The organism is Bacillus ndiopicus, assembly GCF_000612805.1.
In the GTDB taxonomy this organism is placed as follows: Bacteria; Bacillota; Bacilli; order Bacillales_A; family Planococcaceae; genus Metasolibacillus; species Metasolibacillus ndiopicus.
The window spans coordinates 493,172-511,911 of record NZ_HG964405.1 but is presented as its reverse complement, the minus strand read 5'-3'; the positions used below and the strand labels follow the sequence as shown (position 1 = coordinate 511,911).

Sequence of the window (18,740 nt, the reverse complement as noted above, 5' to 3'; positions counted from 1 at the left end):
ACACCCTTTTAGATTTTATCTCTTCCTTACAATATCGGGGTAATCCGTAATCCAGCCTACAACAACAGGATGTGGCTGTGTAATGAAAGATTCCTTGCCAGTTACACCATAAAAACGCATGCTTTTCCCTGCATATTCGCATGCTTTTAAATAACTGCGTTTATAATATTTTTTATGTGCATGAATTGCATCGACATGTGGAAGGCTATCTAGCTTTCCCCAATCAAATTTTTTGGTTATGATAAGTGCTGTTTCAATATCAGGTCGATATTTTTTTACTATAACAAGTAATTGCTCATGAAATGATGAAAAATGACTATTTTTTGGAAGCTCAATTATTTTCAGCAATTGAATTAAAGCATCATAATTAGTCATTAACGACTCTTTTAGCTCAATATTAAGCGAGATTTTTTCTACGATTGCCCACTTAATAACATCACGTAATAATGGTATTCGCTTCTTAGAAAAAATACGCGAAAAACGCCTGCCTAAGCGATAGCTTTGCAGCTCTGCTAATGTACAATCCTGTACAAATCGATTAACGCCTGTTAAACGCTTTATATTATTATCGTGAAAAACTATTAATTGCCCATCTTTAGAGCATTGAACATCCAATTCAATACCATTTGCTCCAAGCTTTAACGCTCTTCGGAACGCCCCCATCGTATTTTCAAGCTCATACGCAGAAGCACCACGATGCGCGTAGATTGGAATGTTCATTTATACGTTCAACTCCCCTGATTCCAATAAAAATGTACCATTCGTCATTTTCGTTAAAAGTGATGATTTTTTACCGATTTGAATATACGTGCCTGGATATGCTTCCTTCGTAATTTTAATTTCTTCTTTCCCCGCATTGTGTAAATCGTTAATGCTCACTTTTATTTCATTATCTAGACTTGCCACATATTTTCTTAATGATACAATTTTTTGTTTCACTTGTTCCACAACCGCAGATTGTTGACTATTTAATGTGCTTTGTGATGACAATATCTTTTTTAATTGAGTTTCGTATTTTATTAGATCATCTTGCTCATTTTTTAACAATTTTGCTTTTTCCTGAATAATGGCTTGAAGCTCTTTTTTATTAAAAGTATTAATAATAAGCTCCGTTCGACGCTCTAAGCGATTACCAGAAATAGCGGACACAATAAGGTCCTTTGCCGTTGCTGTACCACCGATAATTTTACCTTTACGCTCATCTAAAAAAATGGAGTTTGCCGATAAATTAGAGCCAAGCGCGTAAAAACCTATATGGATATCGCCATTTGCTCTTAAGTTTGCTTCATTCACATGCTTGATATATATATTACCCGCCGCTTCTATTTCTGTTTCTCCCAGTCCAAAAACTCCGCCGCGAATATATATATCCCCTTCTAGTGAGCGAATAAGCTTAGCACCAGATATTCCCTCAGATGAGTCAATGGAAATATCCCCTTTTGCTATAACAGAAAAGCCACTTTGCACTGTACCTCGGATTGTTAATGAGCCTTGAAAGTCTATGTTACCTGTTTCAACACCAACATCACCGTTAATTGGTAAATGATGACTAATCGTTAGTTGGCCTTGTACTTGCCCTAATGCACCTGCATATTTAGAGCGTAAAACAATTTTTCCGTCCTCTTCCACTTCATAGGCAGATTTACGGTCATATTTTAAAGATACATCCTTGCCTGGTGCTGCTGCCACTACTTCACCAAAAATTGTACTCCCATCAATACCTACTTGCGCTGGTGTCTTTTCGCCTAGCCAACTATCTTCATGTATTTCGAAAATAAAATTCATCTCATAATAATCGGCTTTTCCATCTTCCTTAATAATCGGCTTACGCTCAGGTATTTCCAAATATGTAACCTTTGCATCCTCACCTTTAATTGGCGGCGTACCTTGTGCGATTAAATATGCTTTCGCTGGAACTATTTCATCAATTTGAATAGGTTGAATTCCGTGTACAATCCTTTTTTGCTGTAAAAGCCTTTCGATTTCCTCCACAAAACGGTCGCTATTTTGACGTAATTCTTCCACTGTTTCATAAATAAAAAGTGAGGCAGACATATTGTCACGAGCAACTTCGATTTCAATACTAGGTAACCATATGCCAATTTCAGTTGTATTATTATTTTCTGCCGTTAGTACATTTTTTAATACAGCAAAATTAGTAAGCTTGACACGGGGATGTAATCTTAAAATAGTATCAAAGTCCTTTAAAGGAAAACCTGATTTTATCGTACGTATAAATACCTTTCCATTTTGCTCTGTCATTTCAAAAAAGTCATTAGTAAAAATAGTCACATAACTCCCCCTTTCCTCTCTTATTAAGTATATACAATAAACAACAATTTGTTTAGTTTGTTTTGTAAAATACTCAAAAAAACTAGAAATTTGTTAATTATGTTGCGCGTGGACTGTATTAACTACTAATTAGACAAATATAATCCTAAAAAGACCTGAATTAAAACTAAAAATTATATAGGTATTTAGAATCTACTTTCATTCTATTTATCCTACATTTGGACTTTTATCAATTATACTTCAGTTAATTTTCATATGGATATTTTAATTCAGGTAAAAAGACTCACATCGATTCTACGACACGTTTCTCACTTCAGCGAAGATTATAGTATTTGAAAAGAAACCGACATGTAGTAATTGTTTTAAGTTAACTTCTGTATGAAAACGTAAACACACACTCATCTTATTATATGCCAAGCATTAGATTTTCTGTACTTATCATACAGCTTTTAGTGCATATTTGAAATCAAAACTAAAAGGGTGTGGGAATAGATAAAAATTCTCTTTCCCACACCCACTTTCCGTAATTATTAGCTCGCCACAATCTCAATGCGAATTTTATCTGCAATCATCGCGATAAATTCAGAATTTGTTGGTTTTGATTTTAAATGGTGGACAGTGTAACCAAACATTTCAGAGATAGATTCATAGTTCCCTCTATTCCAAGCAACTTCAATTGCATGGCGAATTGCACGTTCTACTCGTGAAGGTGTTGTATTAAACTTTTCTGCTATATCTGGATACAAAACTTTTGTTACAGAGCTAAGTAACTCAATATCGTAATAAACCATCTGAATTGCTTCACGTAAATAAACGTAGCCTTTAATATGCGCTGGTACACCAATTTCTTTAATGATTGCAGTAATTGTCGTATCTAGCTGACGTTGGTCCACTTTTTGTGCCGCTTTAGGCTGTAACACACTCGTACGCTGTTGTTTTGTTGGTTCAGGTGTATGCTTCGCGCATTGTAGTATTTTTTGCTCTAGCTGCTCAAATTCAAACGGCTTTAGCATAAAATATGACGCACCATAATTAACAGCTTGCTTCATCACGTCTTCTTGTCCAAAGGCAGTAAGCATAATAACTTGCATATCCGCTAAGCGCTCATCATTATACAATGTCTCTAGCACCGCTAAACCATCCAGATGTGGCATAATGATATCGAGTAACAATACATCTGGTTGCTCTTCTTCAAGCATTTTAATACACACTTTACCATTTTGTGCAGTCGCGATTAATTCGATATTAGAATGATTTGTGAAATATGTTTCCATCGCTTTCAACAAATCTCGATTATCATCTGCAATTGCAATTTTTACTTTTGACATTCATAAAACCCCCTTAAATATTTTATTTCCACAGTTTCCCCTATAATTTCACCCCATACGTAATCAATATGCTATTTTTTACTCGAAAACTGCTACTATCATGTTGATTTGATTATGGAGCACCGCTTTTGTGTTTTCGACATAACTAATTAAAACCCTTTATTATGTACTAAAAATAAATACTTGGGTATAGAGATTCCTTATATATTGACATAAAAACACTTTTTTCCCCAAAATATTTAACCCATCTTTTACTATTTTACCCGAAATATTCGTAAAAGACTATACCTGAAGTATCGGTATAGTCTTTTAGACCTTATTTCGGTGATTTTTTTAGCATTTCGCCAATAGATAATGCAGCACCTTTTGCAGGATGTTCGACAAACATATGCGTTACTGCACCTACAAAACGATCATTTTGAATTATAGGGCTACCACTCATCCCTTGTAAAATACCTCCAGTTTTACGCAATAATTTAGGGTCTGTCACACGAAACACAATATTTGCTCCGTCAATTTTATCAATTGTAATGGTAAAAGCTTCAACCTTTTCTCCTTCAATGGCAGTAAGCAATTGTGCTTCACCACGTTTTATTTCCGAATCACGCATAATTTCAATCGGTTGTCGCAAACTTTGTGGTAAACCTTGCTCCCATACACCAAAGACACCATATACATTGTTAAATAAAACATTGCCTAAGCGTTTTTGTTCTTTATCGACAACCGAAATTTTATAACCAGGCTGACCTGGTTCACTTTTTTTCACTTGGGTAATGGAGGCTAAAAAAATGGCTCCGTCAATAAATGGAGGTGGCATTGTAAGAGCACTATCTACAATTTGATGGCCAAGTGCTCCATATTCATTAGTTGCTGGATCAAGAAATGTAAGTGTTCCAATGCCATCTGTTTCATCTTTTAAAAAGGGCATCATATTGTGTATTTCATCACTTGATAAGTTTAAAATTTTCTCTTTGTTCGCACGTTCAATACGTAGTTCTGATTTTTCCTTTACTTCGCCAATTTGCTTAATATGACTGACTTCTTTCCCATCAATCGCAAGTACTTTATCTCCTTGTTTAAGCCATTCGCCATTTGGTAAAAGTATATCATGTGCTACATAAACAAAGGGTAATTTTAAATGAATACCAATAGATTGCCCCATAGGTATCAGTTCTTTAGCCGACACATTTATAGGTATTAAAATGAAAAAAACAATTAACAAAAGATTACGCAAATGGCACATTTTCATGTCACCTCCTTTTTCATCTTACCGATACTATGTGCGGACTTTTAATGAGTTATGAACGGTAAATATTTGTCGGTTACACTAAGAAAGGTGACAAATAAGTTTCGCCATTATTATCCAATATACTTTTTGGATATTTAGGATAATGACAAAAAAAGCTGCAGGAAATTCCTACAGCTCACGCTATTGCATTGTTTGTTTTCTTGCTTCTGCTATTTCAATTAACTCCTGTGCATGTTGCAATGTTAGGTCGGTAATTTCTGCACCGCTCATCATACGACTTACTTCTTCAACGCGCGCACGACTTTTTATTTCTGCTACCGTTGTAAATGTACGATCATGCTCTACTTGCTTTTTAATTAAATAATGCTGATCTGCCATAGCCGCTACTTGTGGTAAATGCGATATACAGAGCACTTGTGAGTGAATGGAAATTGCCGAAATCTTTTCAGCAATAGCTTGAGCTACACGTCCACTCACACCTGTATCCACCTCATCAAAAATAATCGACGTAATGCCATTTGTTGAAGAGAAGATTGTTTTTAATGCTAGCATCATGCGCGATAATTCACCACCTGATGCAATCTTTGGTAATGATTTTGGTGGCTCACCAACATTGGTCGCAATATAAAATGCGACATAATCTTTACCGTAAGCGTCAAATCTATCAAGCGACTCAAAATTAACAATAAACTCTGCCTTCTCCATATGTAAAACACGAAGCTGATCCATAATTGCCGCGCTTAATAATAGTGCATGCTTTTTACGGATTTCTGTTAATTTCATGGCTAGCTGTTCTAATTCTTCTTCCATTTGGCGTAAACGCAATTCATTTTTTTGTATTGTTTCATCGCGATTCATCAATTGCATAAGCTCTTCAGAAATTTTGTCGTAGTATGCTAAAATTTCCTCAACTGTTGTACCATATTTACGCTTCATTGTTTGATATTGTGCTAAACGTTGCTCGACTTCATTTAAGCGACCTGCATCAAACTCCAATTCATCCAAAACGTTTTTGATTTGATAGCTCGCATCCTGCAATGCATAAAAACTCGCTGTCACCGCCTCAGATGGCTCTTTAAATTGTTCATCCAATGAAGCGATATCATCAAGCGCTGACATCGCATTACCAATAAAGTCCAAACCATGCAATTCACCTGAAATAGCTTCATATGCAATATTTGCACGTTCAAAAATTTTATGGAAGTTCATTAATCGCAGTCTTTCCTCAATTAATGCATCTTCTTCTCCAAGCTTCAGTGCAGCTTCCTCAAGCTCGTTCATTTGAAATTGATATAAATCGATGCGTTGTGCCATTCTTTGCTCATCTAAGCTCAGCTCAGCTACTTCACGCTTCAATTCACGGTAGGCTTCATACTTTTCATTGTATGTAGCTAAAAACGGTGATAACTCTTCATCTGCGAAGTGATCCAATAAATGGATATGCTGCTTTTCATCCATTAACTCTTGATTTTCATGCTGACCATGTATATCAATTAAGCTGCCACCAATCTCACGTAACACATTAGTTGGTACGAGCTTACCATTTATACGACAAACACTTTTACCGTTATCATTAATATCACGGCGCAAAATAATTGTGCCGTCCTCAAATTCAATACCTGCTTCATCTAATTTCGCAAACACTGGGTGATCATCATCCATAATATGAAACAAACCACCTAGCTCAGCTTTTCTAGCACCATGACGAATAAATTCATGAGAACTACGTCCACCAGCTAGCAAATGAACCGCATCGATAATAATGGATTTACCAGCTCCAGTTTCACCTGTTAAAACGGTTAAACCATCAGCAAAGCTTACTGTTAAATCATCTATAATCGCAAAGTTTCGAATACTTAGCTCTCTTAACAAAAAAATCCACCTCTTACAGCATGTCTAATAAACGATTTTTTACAACTTCTCGTTCTGGTTCTGTACGACAAATAAGTAAAATCGTATCGTCACCTGAAATTGTGCCTAATAGCTCGTCCCAATCTAAATGGTCAAGTAAGGAAGCGATCGCATTGGCATTCCCTGGAAGCGCTTTAACTACTAAAAAATGGGACGCGCCTTCAATACTAACAAATGCATCAGCTAACGCACGGCGTAGCTTTTGAATAGGATTAAAGCGTTGATCCGCAGGCAAACTATATTTATAGCGACCATCCTGCATCGGTACTTTTACTAAATGCAGCTCTTTAATATCGCGTGACACTGTCGCCTGTGTTACATTATAGCCCGCATTTTTTAAATGCACTACTAAATCATCCTGTGTTTCAATTTCATTATTAGTAATAATGTCACGAATTCGAATATGGCGTTGACCTTTATTCAATCTCCTCACCTCTTATGAATAATTATGTATTTGTATTAATAACACTACCATTTCATTCATAAAAGTACAAGAAAAATAGGCATCGACAAATCAATTATGCTAGAACATATTGATGTCTCTACCTATTTTCAATTTTCTCTTGTATTAACAGGCTGTAAAAGCCTTATTTGAGGCCCACACGATGTTGGTTACATGAGCGTGTGAAGTTCTTAGCTTGTATGTCTCTAGTGAAGGGCGTATAAACCTCCCTGCGGTTCACTTTATTTTCCCTTCAATTCACTATGTGCTTGCTCAACAATTTGCTCAAAATTAGTAAAAGGCTCGATCATTTCTCCCTCTCTTGGATTAACAAGATGGAATAAAAATTCAATATTCCCTTCACCACCTGTAATTGGTGAATAGGAAGCGTCTTTTACAACAAAGCCAATCTCAGTAGCCATGCTAGCAGTAGTTTGTAGCACTTCTAAATGAACTTTCGGATCGCGCACAATTCCTTTTTTGCCGACATTTTCTTTACCCGCTTCAAACTGCGGCTTTACTAATGCCATGACATCGCCACCTGGTAATAATACCGTTTTCAGCACAGGTAAAATAAGTGATAAAGAAATAAAGGATACATCGATTGTTGCAAAATTAGGTAAACCTTCTATTAAATCTTCTGGCTTTGTATATCGGAAATTCGTTTTTTCCATTACCGTTACACGCTCGTCTGAACGAATCTTCCATGCTAACTGATTGGAGCCAACATCTAGTGCATAACAATGTCGTGCTCCATTTTGCAGAGCGCAGTCTGTAAAGCCACCAGTTGATGAGCCGATATCTAGCATTAGTTTTCCTTCAACCGACATTTCGAATATTTCAAGTGCTTTTTCAAGCTTTAGTCCACCTCGGCTCACATATTTTAATTGTGAGCCTTTTACTTGTAGCGGCGCATCAATAGTAATTTTTTCTCCTGCTTTGTCGATGCGCTCCTCATTCGAGTAAACGAGCCCTGCCATAATCGAGCGCTTTGCCTTTTCACGCGTTTCGCAAAGTCCGCGCTCGACTAATAAAATATCTACGCGTTCTTTCGGTTGCTTCGTCATACAGTTTTCAAGCTTTCTTGTTTTTTTAATTGGACAAGCTTTTGCAGACGCTTCACTGCTTCTTCAGCTGTCACATGGATTTCAGCTAACAATTCGTCAACATTACCATGCTCAATAAATTCATCTGGTATACCGATACGATCAATGAATGTATTATAGCGATGGTCAGCAGCAAATTCTAAAACGGCGCTGCCAAAGCCACCTTGTAATACTGCTTCTTCAATCGTTAATATTGGCATATTTTCTTGCATTAGCTCGTGTAACATTTCAGTATCTAACGGTTTAATAAAGCGTGCATTAACCACTTTGACACTAATTCCTTGCTGCTCCATAGCTTCTGCTGCCTCAAAGGCCATTGAAATTGTTGTACCGAATGTTAAAATCGTTGCGTCCGTTCCTTCTCGTAGCACTTCCCATGAACCGATTGGAATCGCTACCATTTCCTCATCAAGCGGCACACCAATGCCATTACCACGTGGATAACGTAACGCAATTGGACCATCATTATATTCAAGAGCTGTTTTCACCATATGCTGCCCTTCATTTTCATCTTTTGGCATCATAAGCACGATGTTCGGGATATGGCGTAAAAAGGCAATATCAAATACACCTTGATGCGTTTCGCCATCCGCCCCTACTAAGCCTGCACGGTCAATACCAATAAAGACATTTAAGTTTGGACGAGCAATATCATGCAATACTTGGTCATACGCACGTTGTAAAAACGTTGAGTAAATGGCTAAAAACGGCTTCATTTCTTGTGTCGCAAGACCTGCTGCCATTGTTGCTGCATGTTGCTCTGCAATCCCAACGTCAAAGAAACGCTCTGGGAAATCGCGCTGAATACCTTCTAGTTTAGAACCAACAGGCATTGCTGGTGTAATTGTTACAATTCGTTTATCAGTTTGCATACATTTGCGAACAGATTCTGCGATTAAGCTACTCCATGCTGGACCTGCTGTAGCAGATTTTACAAAAGCACCTGTTTCCATTTTATACGGACCAGTTCCATGCCAAGTGCCAACTGTATCATCCTCTGCTGGTTTATAGCCTTTACCTTTTTTCGTAATAACATGTACTAGTACAGGACCTTTTACTTTTTTCGCATATTCTAACGTTTTTTCAAGTGCATCAAAATCATGCCCGTCAATCGGTCCTAAATATTTAAAGCCCAGTTCTTCAAAAAAGACACCTGATACAACTAAATATTTTAAGCTATCTTTCACTTTCTCAGCTGTTTGTGCTAGCTTACCGCCAACAACAGGAATTTTATTCATTAAAGCTTCAAGCTCTTCCTTTGCTTTTGAATATTCCTTTGCAGTACGTAAACGACCTAACACATTATGCAATGCTCCGACATTTGGGGCAATCGACATTTCGTTATCGTTTAAAATAACAATCATATTTGTTTTTTCATGACCAATATGATTCAATGCCTCTAATGCCATACCACCTGTTAATGCACCATCACCGATAATTGGAATGACATAGTTCTTATCCTTTTTAATATCTCGCGCAGCAGCCATACCCATCGCAGCTGATAAAGAAGTTGAACTATGGCCAGTTTCCCACTCATCATGTTCACTTTCAATACGCTTTGGGAACCCACATAAACCTTTAAATTGACGTAATGTATCAAACTCTCCAGCACGTCCCGTTAATATTTTATGAACGTACGCTTGATGTCCTACATCCCATAAAAATTTATCTTTTGGGCTATTAAACGTCTTATGCAACGCAATTGTCAGCTCTACAACACCTAAGTTCGGCCCAATATGCCCTCCTGTTACAGAGCATTTTTCTATTAAAAATGAACGAATATCTGAAGCTAACGCCTCAAGCTGCTGCTGATTTAAATTTTTCAAAAAGGTTGGATTAGTTATTTTAGTTAAATCCACCTCATCCACACACCTTTACATTTATATATTCACCGTATTGTGATTTCTCTATTATAACAGCGTCCTCTTTCGATGTCATAAAAAATGCTGTTTTTCCCGCAGAACAGGTAGTAATATTTCTTTAAAACCACGAAGATAGCCTCAATAAACAATCGATTGGCAGAAGCTAACAATCAACAAGGATGAAAAACCTCCCACTTATTGAAGTTTCGCTTAATTGTTTATTTATTACGTTTGACAATATAAGTTGCTAATTCTCGTAATACACTACTATCTCCTGTTAAACGATCTAATGCTGCAATGGCTAACATAAAATGATCATTTAATTTTTCCTTCGCACCTTCTAAAGTTAACAGTGCAGGATATGTGCTTTTCTCGCTTGCCATATCTTTACCTGCTGTTTTTCCAAGCTGCTCAGTTGTACCTTCTATGTCTAAAATGTCATCTTGAATTTGGAATGCTAAGCCAATATGATGTGCATACTCTACTAGCGCTGCTCTTTCTTCTGTTGTAGCACCAGCTAAAACCGCTCCTGATTCAATACTAAAGCGTAGTAGTGCTCCCGTTTTATTAATATGAACTTGTTCAAGCTCTTGTAAATTTAGTTGACGCTTTTCGCCATCCATATCTAATACTTGACCACCAACCATGCCTTCTGCACCAGCCGCCACACTTAGCAAATGAATTAATTCAATTTTCACCTCTGCTGCAATTGGCATGCGCGCTAAAATACCGAAGCTCAAAGTGTTCAATGCATCTCCAGCCAAAGTTGCTAATGCTTCTCCATAAACAACGTGATTTGTCGGTTTTCCACGACGCATATCATCATCATCCATACATGGTAAATCATCATGAATTAACGAATAGGTATGAATCATTTCTAGGCAAGAGCCAACTGTATAGGCAGATGCAAAATCCGATTTAAAATAATCGCAAACGGCTGCTACAAATAATGGACGAACTCTTTTTCCACCCGCTTTTAATGAATAAAGCATCGATTCCTTTAATTGTGCAGGTGCGACAATTTCTTCAACTAAATGATACATTTCTTTCTCAATAGCTGGTGTATGTGTTTCAATAAATGTTGTTAATTGCATCATTTAATTTTCCCCATTCCCCGCTTGAAACGGCTGCTTATTGCCATTTTCATCAACGATTGATATTAATTGCTGCTCTGCATGCTGTAATTTATCATTACAAAACTTGGAATATTCCATTCCCTTTTTATATAAATCAATTGCTTCCTCTAAAGGCACTTCACCTTGCTCTAATTTCCGTACAATCTCTTCTAATTCCGTCATTGCTTGTGCAAATGTTAAATTTTCCATCCGTCATTCCCCCTTTTGTAGCTCGACGTTTGTCACTTTCGCATGAACAATTCCGTCTTGGTAATGAATTTGAATAGCATCATCCACTGTTAGCTGTGACGCCTGCTTAATAATTTGCGCCTCATGATATGTCACATTAAAGCCTTTTTCCATAATAGATAAAGGATTTAAAGCGGCCAGTGTGCGAATAGAAGCATGCAACTTCGATTTATCCTCATTTAATCTATGCTGCATTGTTCGACTGAGCTCCCCGCCTAATTGCAACAATTTTTGCTGCTCTATCTGTAACGCTTTTTGTGGCGAGAAAAACTGCATTTTAGTAAAAACCTTCTCTGCTTCATTGCGTTTTTTCAGCATATAAACATTCATTGATTGCTGTAGCTTCATATCATTTTGTGCCAAACGCTCAATAAAAGGTCGATATAATTTTTCGGGTGTTGCTAATGGGTACGATTGTTGATACTTCTGTAGACGATTTCTTTCAAAGCGAAGTTGCGCTGTAACCATATGCTGAAGCCTTGCTACATTCGCTACGATGCGTTCTTTTAGCTCATGCTGATTTGGTACGGCAAGTTCCGCCGCTGCTGTTGGTGTTGGCGCACGTAAGTCTGCCACAAAGTCCGCAATCGTCGTGTCTGTTTCATGCCCAACAGCACTAATAATCGGAATACGACTTTCAAAAATAGCGCGTGCAACAATTTCCTCATTAAAAGCCCATAAATCTTCAATCGATCCCCCACCACGACCAACAATTAAAATATCACATTGCGCCTGCTTGTTCGCTAGCTGAATATTGTTGGCGATATTGGCAGCTGCTCCTGCACCTTGTACAAGCGTTGGATAAATACATATTTCCGCCTGTGGATACCGTCGTTGAAGTGTAGTGCAAATATCGCGAATAGCCGCGCCTGTTGTCGCGGTCACAACACCAATCGCTTTTGGAAATGGCGGTAACGCTTGCTTAAAGCTTGGATTAAATAAGCCTTCTTTTTGCAAAGCTTCCTTTAGTTGTTGGAATGCTATAAAGAGCCCACCAACACCATCCGGTTCCATTGTTTGTACGTAAAGCTGATAAATACCCGCTGTTTCATAAACGTTAACATCGCCACGAATATAAACCATCATACCTTCTTCGGGTTTAAAAGCTAGTTTTGCAGCTGCCGCTCGAAACATTGTCGCTTGAATGCGCGCTGTATCATCTTTTAACGTAAAATATATATGACCAGAGCTATGAATTTTCACATTTGATAGTTCTCCTTTTACGTAAACTTCGCGCAAATGAGGATCCGCATCAAATTTTCTTTTAATATATTTAGTCAATGCTTTGACAGTTAAATAAGAAGAGTTGCTCAAACTACATCTCCCCTTTCTTATTTATTCACGTATCTTGTACAGTTTAACCTGAAACATGCCAAAAAAATAGTATGCTAGGCAAATTGTTAGCATACTATTTTATCCCGCATTCATATGCAGTATGTTTTTCTCTTCAAAATTTTAAGTAATAGCTTAAACTGTTTATTAAAGTGTTTTTGCTGCTGCTTGGGCTGTGTTTGCTAATAGCATCGTAATTGTCATTGGACCAACGCCACCTGGTACTGGTGTAATATGTGAGGCAATGCCGTCTACTGCTGCAAAATCAACATCTCCACATAGACGATTGTTCTCATCACGGTTAATACCTACGTCAATCACAACAGCGCCTTCCTTAACATGCTCTGCTGTAATAAAGTTTGCACGGCCAACAGCGGCGATTAAAATATCCGCCTGCTTTGTAAACGATGGTAAATCAGGTGTTTTAGAGTGTGTATACGTAACTGTTGCATCTTTTTGTAATAATAGCTGCCCCATTGGTTTCCCTACAATATGGCTACGTCCAACGATAACCGCATGCTTACCTGCAACTTCGATTCCGCTGTGCTCTAATAATTTCATTACCCCATAAGGCGTACATGGTAAATATGTTTCTTGTCCAAGCATCATTTTCCCAACGCTAACTGGCGCAAAGCCATCAACATCTTTTACGGGAGAAATTGTTGCAATGACAGAATCTTCATTAATGTGCTTTGGTAATGGTAGTTGTACAAGAATACCATGAATATCATTGCGATCGTTTAACTCACGAATATGTTCAAGTAATTGTTGCTCCGAAATTGTTTCTGGCAAAGCGATAAGCTCTGAATACATACCGATTGCTTCACAGGATTTTTGCTTATTCGCAACATATGTTTTTGAAGCGGGGTTATCTCCTACTAATACTACAGCTAAACCAGGCGTAACACCTTTTGCTTTTAGTTCCTCTACTTGTTTCGCTACAGAACCTCTAATTTCTTGACCAATTTCTTTTCCGTTAATAATGGCACTTGACATCCTACAATTCCTCCTGATTTATGCTTATTTTCACTCATCAATGATTATTGCTCGGTAAATTTTGATAGTACACCATTGACAAATTTGCTTGATTTTTCATCGCCAAATACTTTACAAAGTTCAATTGCTTCGTTTAATACAACACGGTTCGGCGTATCTGGCATAAATAATAATTCATAAACAGCTAAACGTAGTACTGTTCGTTCAATTTTTGGCAAACGCGTTAATGACCAATTTTCTAGCTTATCGCTAAGCGCTTTATCAATTTCCTCTTTGTGTTCAACTGTTCCTCGAACTACTTGCTCAAAAAAAGCATCTGATGGCTGCTCCTCTAAAACATGTTCCATCGCTTCCTCAAGTGGTAAGTCCGTACTATCTAGTTGAAATAGCACTTGCAAAGCCTTTTGACGTGCATCATGTCGCTTCATGATAAAAACTCCTTCATTATTCAATTCCACCTCAGCAAAATAGAGGCTTTATCTTGATTCAGCGGGCATCCACTGAATGCATTTTTTAGTAAGACACTCAAGATAATATCAAGTCTTATCATAGCATAATTTCCCTGTCATAGCACAGCTTGTTGCAAATTTTAAAAATTAAAACGCTTTCATTGTATAGTTCACTTTTCAACGTTGTTAAGGATTGGATTTATTTGATAAAATAGTATTGAGAAGAAGGTGGCGCATTATGTCGTATACAGTTTTTCTGATATTGTTTGTAGTCGTTTTAGGACAATATTCGCTAATGCTTCATGCTTTACAGGGCGACCACTTACAATCCACACAAATATCATTAAAGCAGCCATGGCAACAAGCTGTCGTTGAAGCAATTATTGCTTATAATGAGCTACCTCCTGATTACGCATACAAAAAGGACTGTGCCATCCAATCCGCGCGCGAGATTCAATGCTATATGAATATCTTTTTTCAAAAGTTTAGAGCAACAAAAAACATGCCCTTTAATTAATTGCCGGCATGTTTTTTGGACTGCTTAGTTAGTCGAATCACTACTTTTAATCTATGGAATCAATTCCTCCGCTATTGCTAATAGCTTTTCTAATGGGATTTTATCTTTTGCATCAGCCATTACAATTGTTTGGCGTATTTCGAGAAGATATTGCTCCGTTTGTGTTTGATGCACATAGAGCAAGGTTTGATCTGACTCACTATAATAAAATTCCTCCCCCTCATGCACCACTTTCGTATAGTGTGATAGATTTTCTGTTGTATGGAGTGTATCACTAACTGGTTGTATGGTGATTTGGAAGCCATATTCAAAATCAAAACCACCATACATCAAACTAATATAATCAATTTTTGTGGTATTTAATTTATGCTCTGTTGTAATATAAGGTACATTCAAACGTAATGCTTCTTGATACATACTTTGCGCCAGATTATCTACACGTGTTTCGTAATTATACATATAAGTCAATTCTTCAAATTGGATTTCTCCTAACAATTTTTCCTTAAGCAAAAAAGGTGGAGAAAAATCGGCAGGAATTTGTGAGAAATCTTCAAACTTTTTCGGTCTTTGCGTGTATGTCAGAGCGCTTTCACCAAGCGCCTCATATGCTTCCACATCTAAGAAAGCCAAATATTGATCATTTGCCAAATCTTCTCGTAGCCTTTTGAGCAATCCACGATGTTTCCCCATAAACTCATCATAATCAAAATGGGGCTTTGCCTCCTCTTCCGTCATTTCATACATATTGAGCATTGGTTGCTCGTCCTTACCGAAAAATTGCAAATTAGTTAAACTAAATGCCGCAACGACTGTGCTTGTTACAAATAAGAAGGTAAATAGCATCACGAGCGATGGTGCGATTTTTATTTTAATGAAGCAGGATTTTTTCTGTTGTACTACAATACCTTTCCAAGGCTCAATTTGCATTGACTCCTCTTTCAAACGCTGCGCAAAATCTTCAAAGGATGTTATTTTTTCTTTCATTCAAAAGCACCTCTTTTTATAATTTTCTGCACTTTTCCCTTTAATCTCTCATAACGCTTCCTCGCTGTTGCTGCAGTAATTGATAAAATGATTGCAATTTCATCAAAACTTTTATCCTCCACAATGCGCAAAACGATTAATGCGCGCTCCTCCACCTTTAATTGTTGTAAGATTGTTTGCAACTCGAAATCTTCTTCGATAGATGTAGTATCTTCTTTCGCCGATTCTATAAATGGGATAAATTGTAGTAACTTGTTCCTTTTCGCGCGATTGATACAATGGCGATAGGCAATTTTATAAAGCCATGCACTTTTATGGTCGATTTCTGCAAGCTGTGGACTTTCCAATGCCTTTAAAAACACTTCCTGTGTCGCATCCTCAGCATCTTGGCGATTTCGTAAAATGCCGTAACAATAGCGAAAAATTTCCATATAATATTGCTCTAGTAGCTGCTCTCTTACATCCACTTCTTGTGCTTCTCCTCGATACATCATCATTTTCGAATACATATGCCCCCACCTTTCTACTAAATAAGACAATTAACTGGAATGAAATGTGACATCTTTTTGGAAAAGAAGTGTTTTTTCTTTTGTATGGCCTGTCCTTTTTATGAATATATTAAACAATAAGTAAAGGAGGACTGCCGTTTATGTTATTGCTTTTTTTAATTAACCATTGGACATTTTTTATTTTAGTTATGCTATTAATGATAATCGGGGGACTTGTAAGCTTCCTATTTCCTCGTGTCCCATCTATCGTTTTCATTGCGCTCTTTGCCATCATTAGCTTTGGCTACACACGATTATATGACGCAGCATACTTCACAGTACCTATCCTTCTTATTACCTGCATTTTTACCGCTATTCCTATTGTACTAGTTAAATATACATTGTATTTACAGCAAGTTGGAGAACGTTTAGAAGCTTCTTAAAATAATCCCCTCTTGTTAGGTATCATTGAGTTGAAAGTTATAATCTATAAAGCAAAGCCATCCCTGAAAGATTGGGCTTTCTTAATGAAGGTATCAAAAGAGATGGGCAGTGGCTATATGACCACTATGAAGACTTAGCTACCTACAGCTTATTATCAAAGGATTGGAACAATCAAAAGCTCGTCAAATGACGGGCTTTTTTATTTGACACAAAATAGCCATAAAATATAATCGAATTTTCTAATTATTCTGTTGACTGTCGATATCTGTTATAATACAATGTAAATATTAAATGAACGATATATAACAGATATCGATTAGGAGGAATTTAAAATGTTAGAAAACGTAGTGGAATTTTTTAGAAACTTACCAGAGAAAACGTGTGTACAATGCGGCAAAAAAATGGAAGAGCAAAGCGAATGCTATGATCATAGCTGTGAAAACTGCGATTCTCTATAATGATTAAAAGACCATCAGCTTTGAAGTTGATGGTCTTTTAATCGTACTTACTGTTTATAATTAAAGTAGCTTATTTCATCAAAAGCTCTTATTAAATCTGTAGTAGAATGTATAAAATCTTCATCAATCCACTTCATCAGAATATTCCACATCCCCCCTGCATTAAATGCTAACGCAAATTCTAGATTTTCTTCACTAATTGTGTGAGGAAATTTATCTTGGGTTAACGCATGAATAGTAGGTAAACACCTGTTAAAAGCATCTAATAAAAAACTAGATAATCCATTTTTCCTAAGAGAACAGATTAAATCAATATGTTCATTCATAAATTCTAAAAATATTTTTGATACTTTCCTCATATCAATTTCACCAGCTGTAACGAGTCTATTTGTATATTCCTCAGCTAACTTGTTGAGATATAGATTTAGGATATCCTCTTTTGTTTTAAAATTTCTATAAAAAGTACTCCTGTCTAAGTCAGCTTTTTTAGCAACTTCTTTGACTGTGATGGCGTCAAAAGGTTTTTCTTTCATTAAATCTAATAAAGCAGTTACTAACCATTTCTGAGATTGTATCGCGATAGGATTGTTAGTTGAATACATCAATCATATGACCTCCTCTAAGTGCAACATATCATAGTAGTCTGTAGTTTTTGCTTACATTCTATTGATAATTATCTACCACTACTATACGATACACCTATAACTGCAACAAGTGTTGCACTTATATCCGCTGGGGCATTTTCTGATGGATCAAGATAAATTTAAATTATTAGTTATTACCTACACCGTATATTTTCAACCGAATTATAGGAAATGAGGGATAAGATGAGTAAATTTATTAGTAAGGGAATTGTAAAAGCAGCAGGGTTTATGAACATGAAAAATAGAATAAACTATTTCAAGGTCGCACCAAAAGCTTTAGAAAAAGTGATGGAATTAGAAAAATACGTAAGAAAAGCGTTAGTTGATAAAAAGTTAGCCGAATTAATTAAATTAAGAGTATCACAAATTAATGGCTGCTCTTACTGCTTAAATATGCATACAAAAGCAGCGCAAAAATTAAAAATATCCAATGAACAAATTGAACAATTAAAAGCTTGGAAAGAGACGAACATTTATAGCCCAAAAGAACAAATAGCATTAGAATTAGCAGAAAATATAACACTAATTTCAGAGAAAGGGGTTAGTGATGAGCTGTATCATCAAGTAAGAGAGCATTACGATGAAAAAGAATATATTGATTTAATTATGATTATTAACCAGATTAATATGTGGAATAGGTTGTCAATTTCTATGGGAAATCAAGTAAATAAGTAACCGACAAAATACTCGTTGACTTCTTTGAACTTACAGCTTATTTCTACATTAGCTTACAATATTTTTTTAGGATAAACAGTATTTTTTCAAGCAATAAAAAAGCCTGAGCTGTAAGACCATTTTGTGTTTCAACATAGCTCAGGCTTCTTGTTAATATTGCATTATTCATATAAAAAATTATTTGTCTTTCATAGTTAGT

General features: G+C 36.6%; 20 protein-coding genes and 1 pseudogene. 5 read left to right on the top strand and 16 right to left on the bottom strand.

Annotation, left to right across the window (positions count from 1 at the left end; translation table 11 throughout):
• Positions 1–15: 15 nt before the first annotated feature.
• The 13 genes from TY13_RS10640 to nusB form a co-directional block, all read right to left on the bottom strand.
• Positions 16–720: a glycerophosphodiester phosphodiesterase gene (locus tag TY13_RS10640; protein WP_042475327.1), complete on the bottom strand. Its 705-nt coding sequence runs from the start codon at positions 718–720 to the stop codon at positions 16–18.
• Complete coding sequence (locus tag TY13_RS10635) at positions 721–2,292, bottom strand: FapA family protein (RefSeq protein ID WP_042475322.1); 1,572 nt, start codon at positions 2,290–2,292, stop codon at positions 721–723.
• Between the two features lie 530 nt (positions 2,293–2,822).
• The gene (spo0A, locus tag TY13_RS10630; RefSeq protein WP_042475318.1) at positions 2,823–3,620 is read right to left on the bottom strand and encodes a sporulation transcription factor Spo0A; all 798 of its coding nucleotides are present in this window, start codon (positions 3,618–3,620) and stop codon (positions 2,823–2,825) included.
• Between the two features lie 316 nt (positions 3,621–3,936).
• Positions 3,937–4,869 (bottom strand): SpoIVB peptidase S55 domain-containing protein, encoded by a 933-nt coding sequence (locus tag TY13_RS10625; protein WP_154661585.1) that lies wholly within the window; start codon positions 4,867–4,869, stop codon positions 3,937–3,939.
• A gap of 180 nt (positions 4,870–5,049) precedes the next feature.
• On the bottom strand, positions 5,050–6,741 hold the full coding sequence (gene recN, locus TY13_RS10620; protein ID WP_042475312.1) for a DNA repair protein RecN: 1,692 nt from the start codon (positions 6,739–6,741) through the stop codon (positions 5,050–5,052).
• 13 nt (positions 6,742–6,754) lie between these two features.
• Positions 6,755–7,204: a transcriptional regulator AhrC/ArgR gene (gene ahrC / locus TY13_RS10615; protein ID WP_042475309.1), complete on the bottom strand. Its 450-nt coding sequence runs from the start codon at positions 7,202–7,204 to the stop codon at positions 6,755–6,757.
• A gap of 260 nt (positions 7,205–7,464) precedes the next feature.
• Positions 7,465–8,289: a TlyA family RNA methyltransferase gene (locus TY13_RS10610; protein WP_042475307.1), complete on the bottom strand. Its 825-nt coding sequence runs from the start codon at positions 8,287–8,289 to the stop codon at positions 7,465–7,467.
• Positions 8,286–10,187 (bottom strand): 1-deoxy-D-xylulose-5-phosphate synthase, encoded by a 1,902-nt coding sequence (dxs, locus tag TY13_RS10605; RefSeq protein ID WP_042475305.1) that lies wholly within the window; start codon positions 10,185–10,187, stop codon positions 8,286–8,288. Before dxs ends, TY13_RS10610 begins: the two co-directional genes overlap by 4 nt.
• A gap of 221 nt (positions 10,188–10,408) precedes the next feature.
• A complete protein-coding gene (locus TY13_RS10600) occupies positions 10,409–11,287 on the bottom strand; it encodes a polyprenyl synthetase family protein (protein WP_081796963.1) in 879 nt (292 codons plus the stop codon).
• Positions 11,288–11,515: an exodeoxyribonuclease VII small subunit gene (xseB, locus tag TY13_RS10595; RefSeq protein WP_042475303.1), complete on the bottom strand. Its 228-nt coding sequence runs from the start codon at positions 11,513–11,515 to the stop codon at positions 11,288–11,290.
• 3 nt (positions 11,516–11,518) lie between these two features.
• A complete protein-coding gene (gene xseA, locus TY13_RS10590; protein ID WP_042475300.1) occupies positions 11,519–12,868 on the bottom strand; it encodes an exodeoxyribonuclease VII large subunit in 1,350 nt (449 codons plus the stop codon).
• A 165-nt stretch (positions 12,869–13,033) separates the two neighbouring features.
• Positions 13,034–13,882: a bifunctional methylenetetrahydrofolate dehydrogenase/methenyltetrahydrofolate cyclohydrolase FolD gene (gene folD / locus TY13_RS10585; RefSeq protein WP_042475298.1), complete on the bottom strand. Its 849-nt coding sequence runs from the start codon at positions 13,880–13,882 to the stop codon at positions 13,034–13,036.
• A gap of 44 nt (positions 13,883–13,926) precedes the next feature.
• Positions 13,927–14,310: a transcription antitermination factor NusB gene (gene nusB, locus TY13_RS10580; protein WP_042475296.1), complete on the bottom strand. Its 384-nt coding sequence runs from the start codon at positions 14,308–14,310 to the stop codon at positions 13,927–13,929.
• Between the two features lie 259 nt (positions 14,311–14,569).
• Here nusB and TY13_RS10575 point away from each other — a divergent pair, with 259 nt between their 5' ends.
• Positions 14,570–14,848 carry a hypothetical protein gene (locus tag TY13_RS10575; RefSeq protein ID WP_042475294.1) on the top strand — a complete coding sequence of 93 codons (279 nt, stop codon included), beginning with the start codon at positions 14,570–14,572 and terminating at the stop codon, positions 14,846–14,848.
• 51 nt (positions 14,849–14,899) lie between these two features.
• Here the strand turns inward: TY13_RS10575 and TY13_RS10570 are convergent, their stop codons facing one another.
• Both TY13_RS10570 and TY13_RS10565 read right to left on the bottom strand, forming a co-directional pair.
• Positions 14,900–15,832, bottom strand: a complete 933-nt coding sequence (locus tag TY13_RS10570) for a hypothetical protein (RefSeq protein ID WP_042475293.1) — start codon at positions 15,830–15,832, stop codon at positions 14,900–14,902.
• Positions 15,829–16,341: an RNA polymerase sigma factor gene (locus tag TY13_RS10565; protein ID WP_042475291.1), complete on the bottom strand. Its 513-nt coding sequence runs from the start codon at positions 16,339–16,341 to the stop codon at positions 15,829–15,831. Before TY13_RS10565 ends, TY13_RS10570 begins: the two co-directional genes overlap by 4 nt.
• A 140-nt stretch (positions 16,342–16,481) precedes the next feature.
• On the opposite strand from TY13_RS10565, the gene TY13_RS10560 reads away from it, so the two are divergent.
• The 3 genes and pseudogenes from TY13_RS10560 (at position 16,482) to yhfH (ending at position 17,222) form a co-directional block, all read left to right on the top strand.
• Positions 16,482–16,763, top strand: a complete 282-nt coding sequence (locus TY13_RS10560; protein WP_042475290.1) for a hypothetical protein — start codon at positions 16,482–16,484, stop codon at positions 16,761–16,763.
• 50 nt (positions 16,764–16,813) lie between these two features.
• Positions 16,814–16,954, top strand: a pseudogene (locus TY13_RS21310) (GNAT family N-acetyltransferase); the annotation flags it as partial.
• 142 nt (positions 16,955–17,096) lie between these two features.
• The gene (gene yhfH, locus TY13_RS20175; RefSeq protein ID WP_074432958.1) at positions 17,097–17,222 is read left to right on the top strand and encodes a protein YhfH; all 126 of its coding nucleotides are present in this window, start codon (positions 17,097–17,099) and stop codon (positions 17,220–17,222) included.
• Between the two features lie 47 nt (positions 17,223–17,269).
• Here yhfH and TY13_RS10555 read toward each other — a convergent pair whose 3' ends face one another.
• The gene (locus tag TY13_RS10555; RefSeq protein ID WP_052344305.1) at positions 17,270–17,824 is read right to left on the bottom strand and encodes a TetR/AcrR family transcriptional regulator; all 555 of its coding nucleotides are present in this window, start codon (positions 17,822–17,824) and stop codon (positions 17,270–17,272) included.
• Between the two features lie 276 nt (positions 17,825–18,100).
• Between TY13_RS10555 and TY13_RS10550 the strand changes: the two genes are divergently transcribed.
• The gene (locus TY13_RS10550; protein WP_042475872.1) at positions 18,101–18,541 is read left to right on the top strand and encodes a carboxymuconolactone decarboxylase family protein; all 441 of its coding nucleotides are present in this window, start codon (positions 18,101–18,103) and stop codon (positions 18,539–18,541) included.
• The last annotated feature ends 199 nt before the right edge of the window (positions 18,542–18,740 follow it).

What these genes read in the sequence shown, in the direction of transcription:
- TY13_RS10640 (WP_042475327.1), bottom strand. Translation starts at nt 720, where the DNA reads ATGAACATTCCAATCTACGCGCATCGTGGTGCTTCTGCGTATGAGCTT.
- spo0A (WP_042475318.1), bottom strand. Translation starts at nt 3,620, where the DNA reads ATGTCAAAAGTAAAAATTGCAATTGCAGATGATAATCGAGATTTGTTG.
- TY13_RS10625 (WP_154661585.1), bottom strand. Translation starts at nt 4,869, where the DNA reads ATGAAAATGTGCCATTTGCGTAATCTTTTGTTAATTGTTTTTTTCATT.
- TY13_RS10610 (WP_042475307.1), bottom strand. Translation starts at nt 8,289, where the DNA reads ATGACGAAGCAACCGAAAGAACGCGTAGATATTTTATTAGTCGAGCGC.
- TY13_RS10600 (WP_081796963.1), bottom strand. Translation starts at nt 11,287, where the DNA reads ATGATGCAATTAACAACATTTATTGAAACACATACACCAGCTATTGAG.
- xseB (WP_042475303.1), bottom strand. Translation starts at nt 11,515, where the DNA reads ATGGAAAATTTAACATTTGCACAAGCAATGACGGAATTAGAAGAGATT.
- folD (WP_042475298.1), bottom strand. Translation starts at nt 13,882, where the DNA reads ATGTCAAGTGCCATTATTAACGGAAAAGAAATTGGTCAAGAAATTAGA.
- nusB (WP_042475296.1), bottom strand. Translation starts at nt 14,310, where the DNA reads ATGAAGCGACATGATGCACGTCAAAAGGCTTTGCAAGTGCTATTTCAA.
- TY13_RS10575 (WP_042475294.1), top strand. Translation starts at nt 14,570, where the DNA reads ATGTCGTATACAGTTTTTCTGATATTGTTTGTAGTCGTTTTAGGACAA.
- TY13_RS10570 (WP_042475293.1), bottom strand. Translation starts at nt 15,832, where the DNA reads ATGAAAGAAAAAATAACATCCTTTGAAGATTTTGCGCAGCGTTTGAAA.
- TY13_RS10565 (WP_042475291.1), bottom strand. Translation starts at nt 16,341, where the DNA reads ATGTATTCGAAAATGATGATGTATCGAGGAGAAGCACAAGAAGTGGAT.
- TY13_RS10560 (WP_042475290.1), top strand. Translation starts at nt 16,482, where the DNA reads ATGTTATTGCTTTTTTTAATTAACCATTGGACATTTTTTATTTTAGTT.
- yhfH (WP_074432958.1), top strand. Translation starts at nt 17,097, where the DNA reads ATGTTAGAAAACGTAGTGGAATTTTTTAGAAACTTACCAGAGAAAACG.
- TY13_RS10555 (WP_052344305.1), bottom strand. Translation starts at nt 17,824, where the DNA reads ATGTATTCAACTAACAATCCTATCGCGATACAATCTCAGAAATGGTTA.
- TY13_RS10550 (WP_042475872.1), top strand. Translation starts at nt 18,101, where the DNA reads ATGAAAAATAGAATAAACTATTTCAAGGTCGCACCAAAAGCTTTAGAA.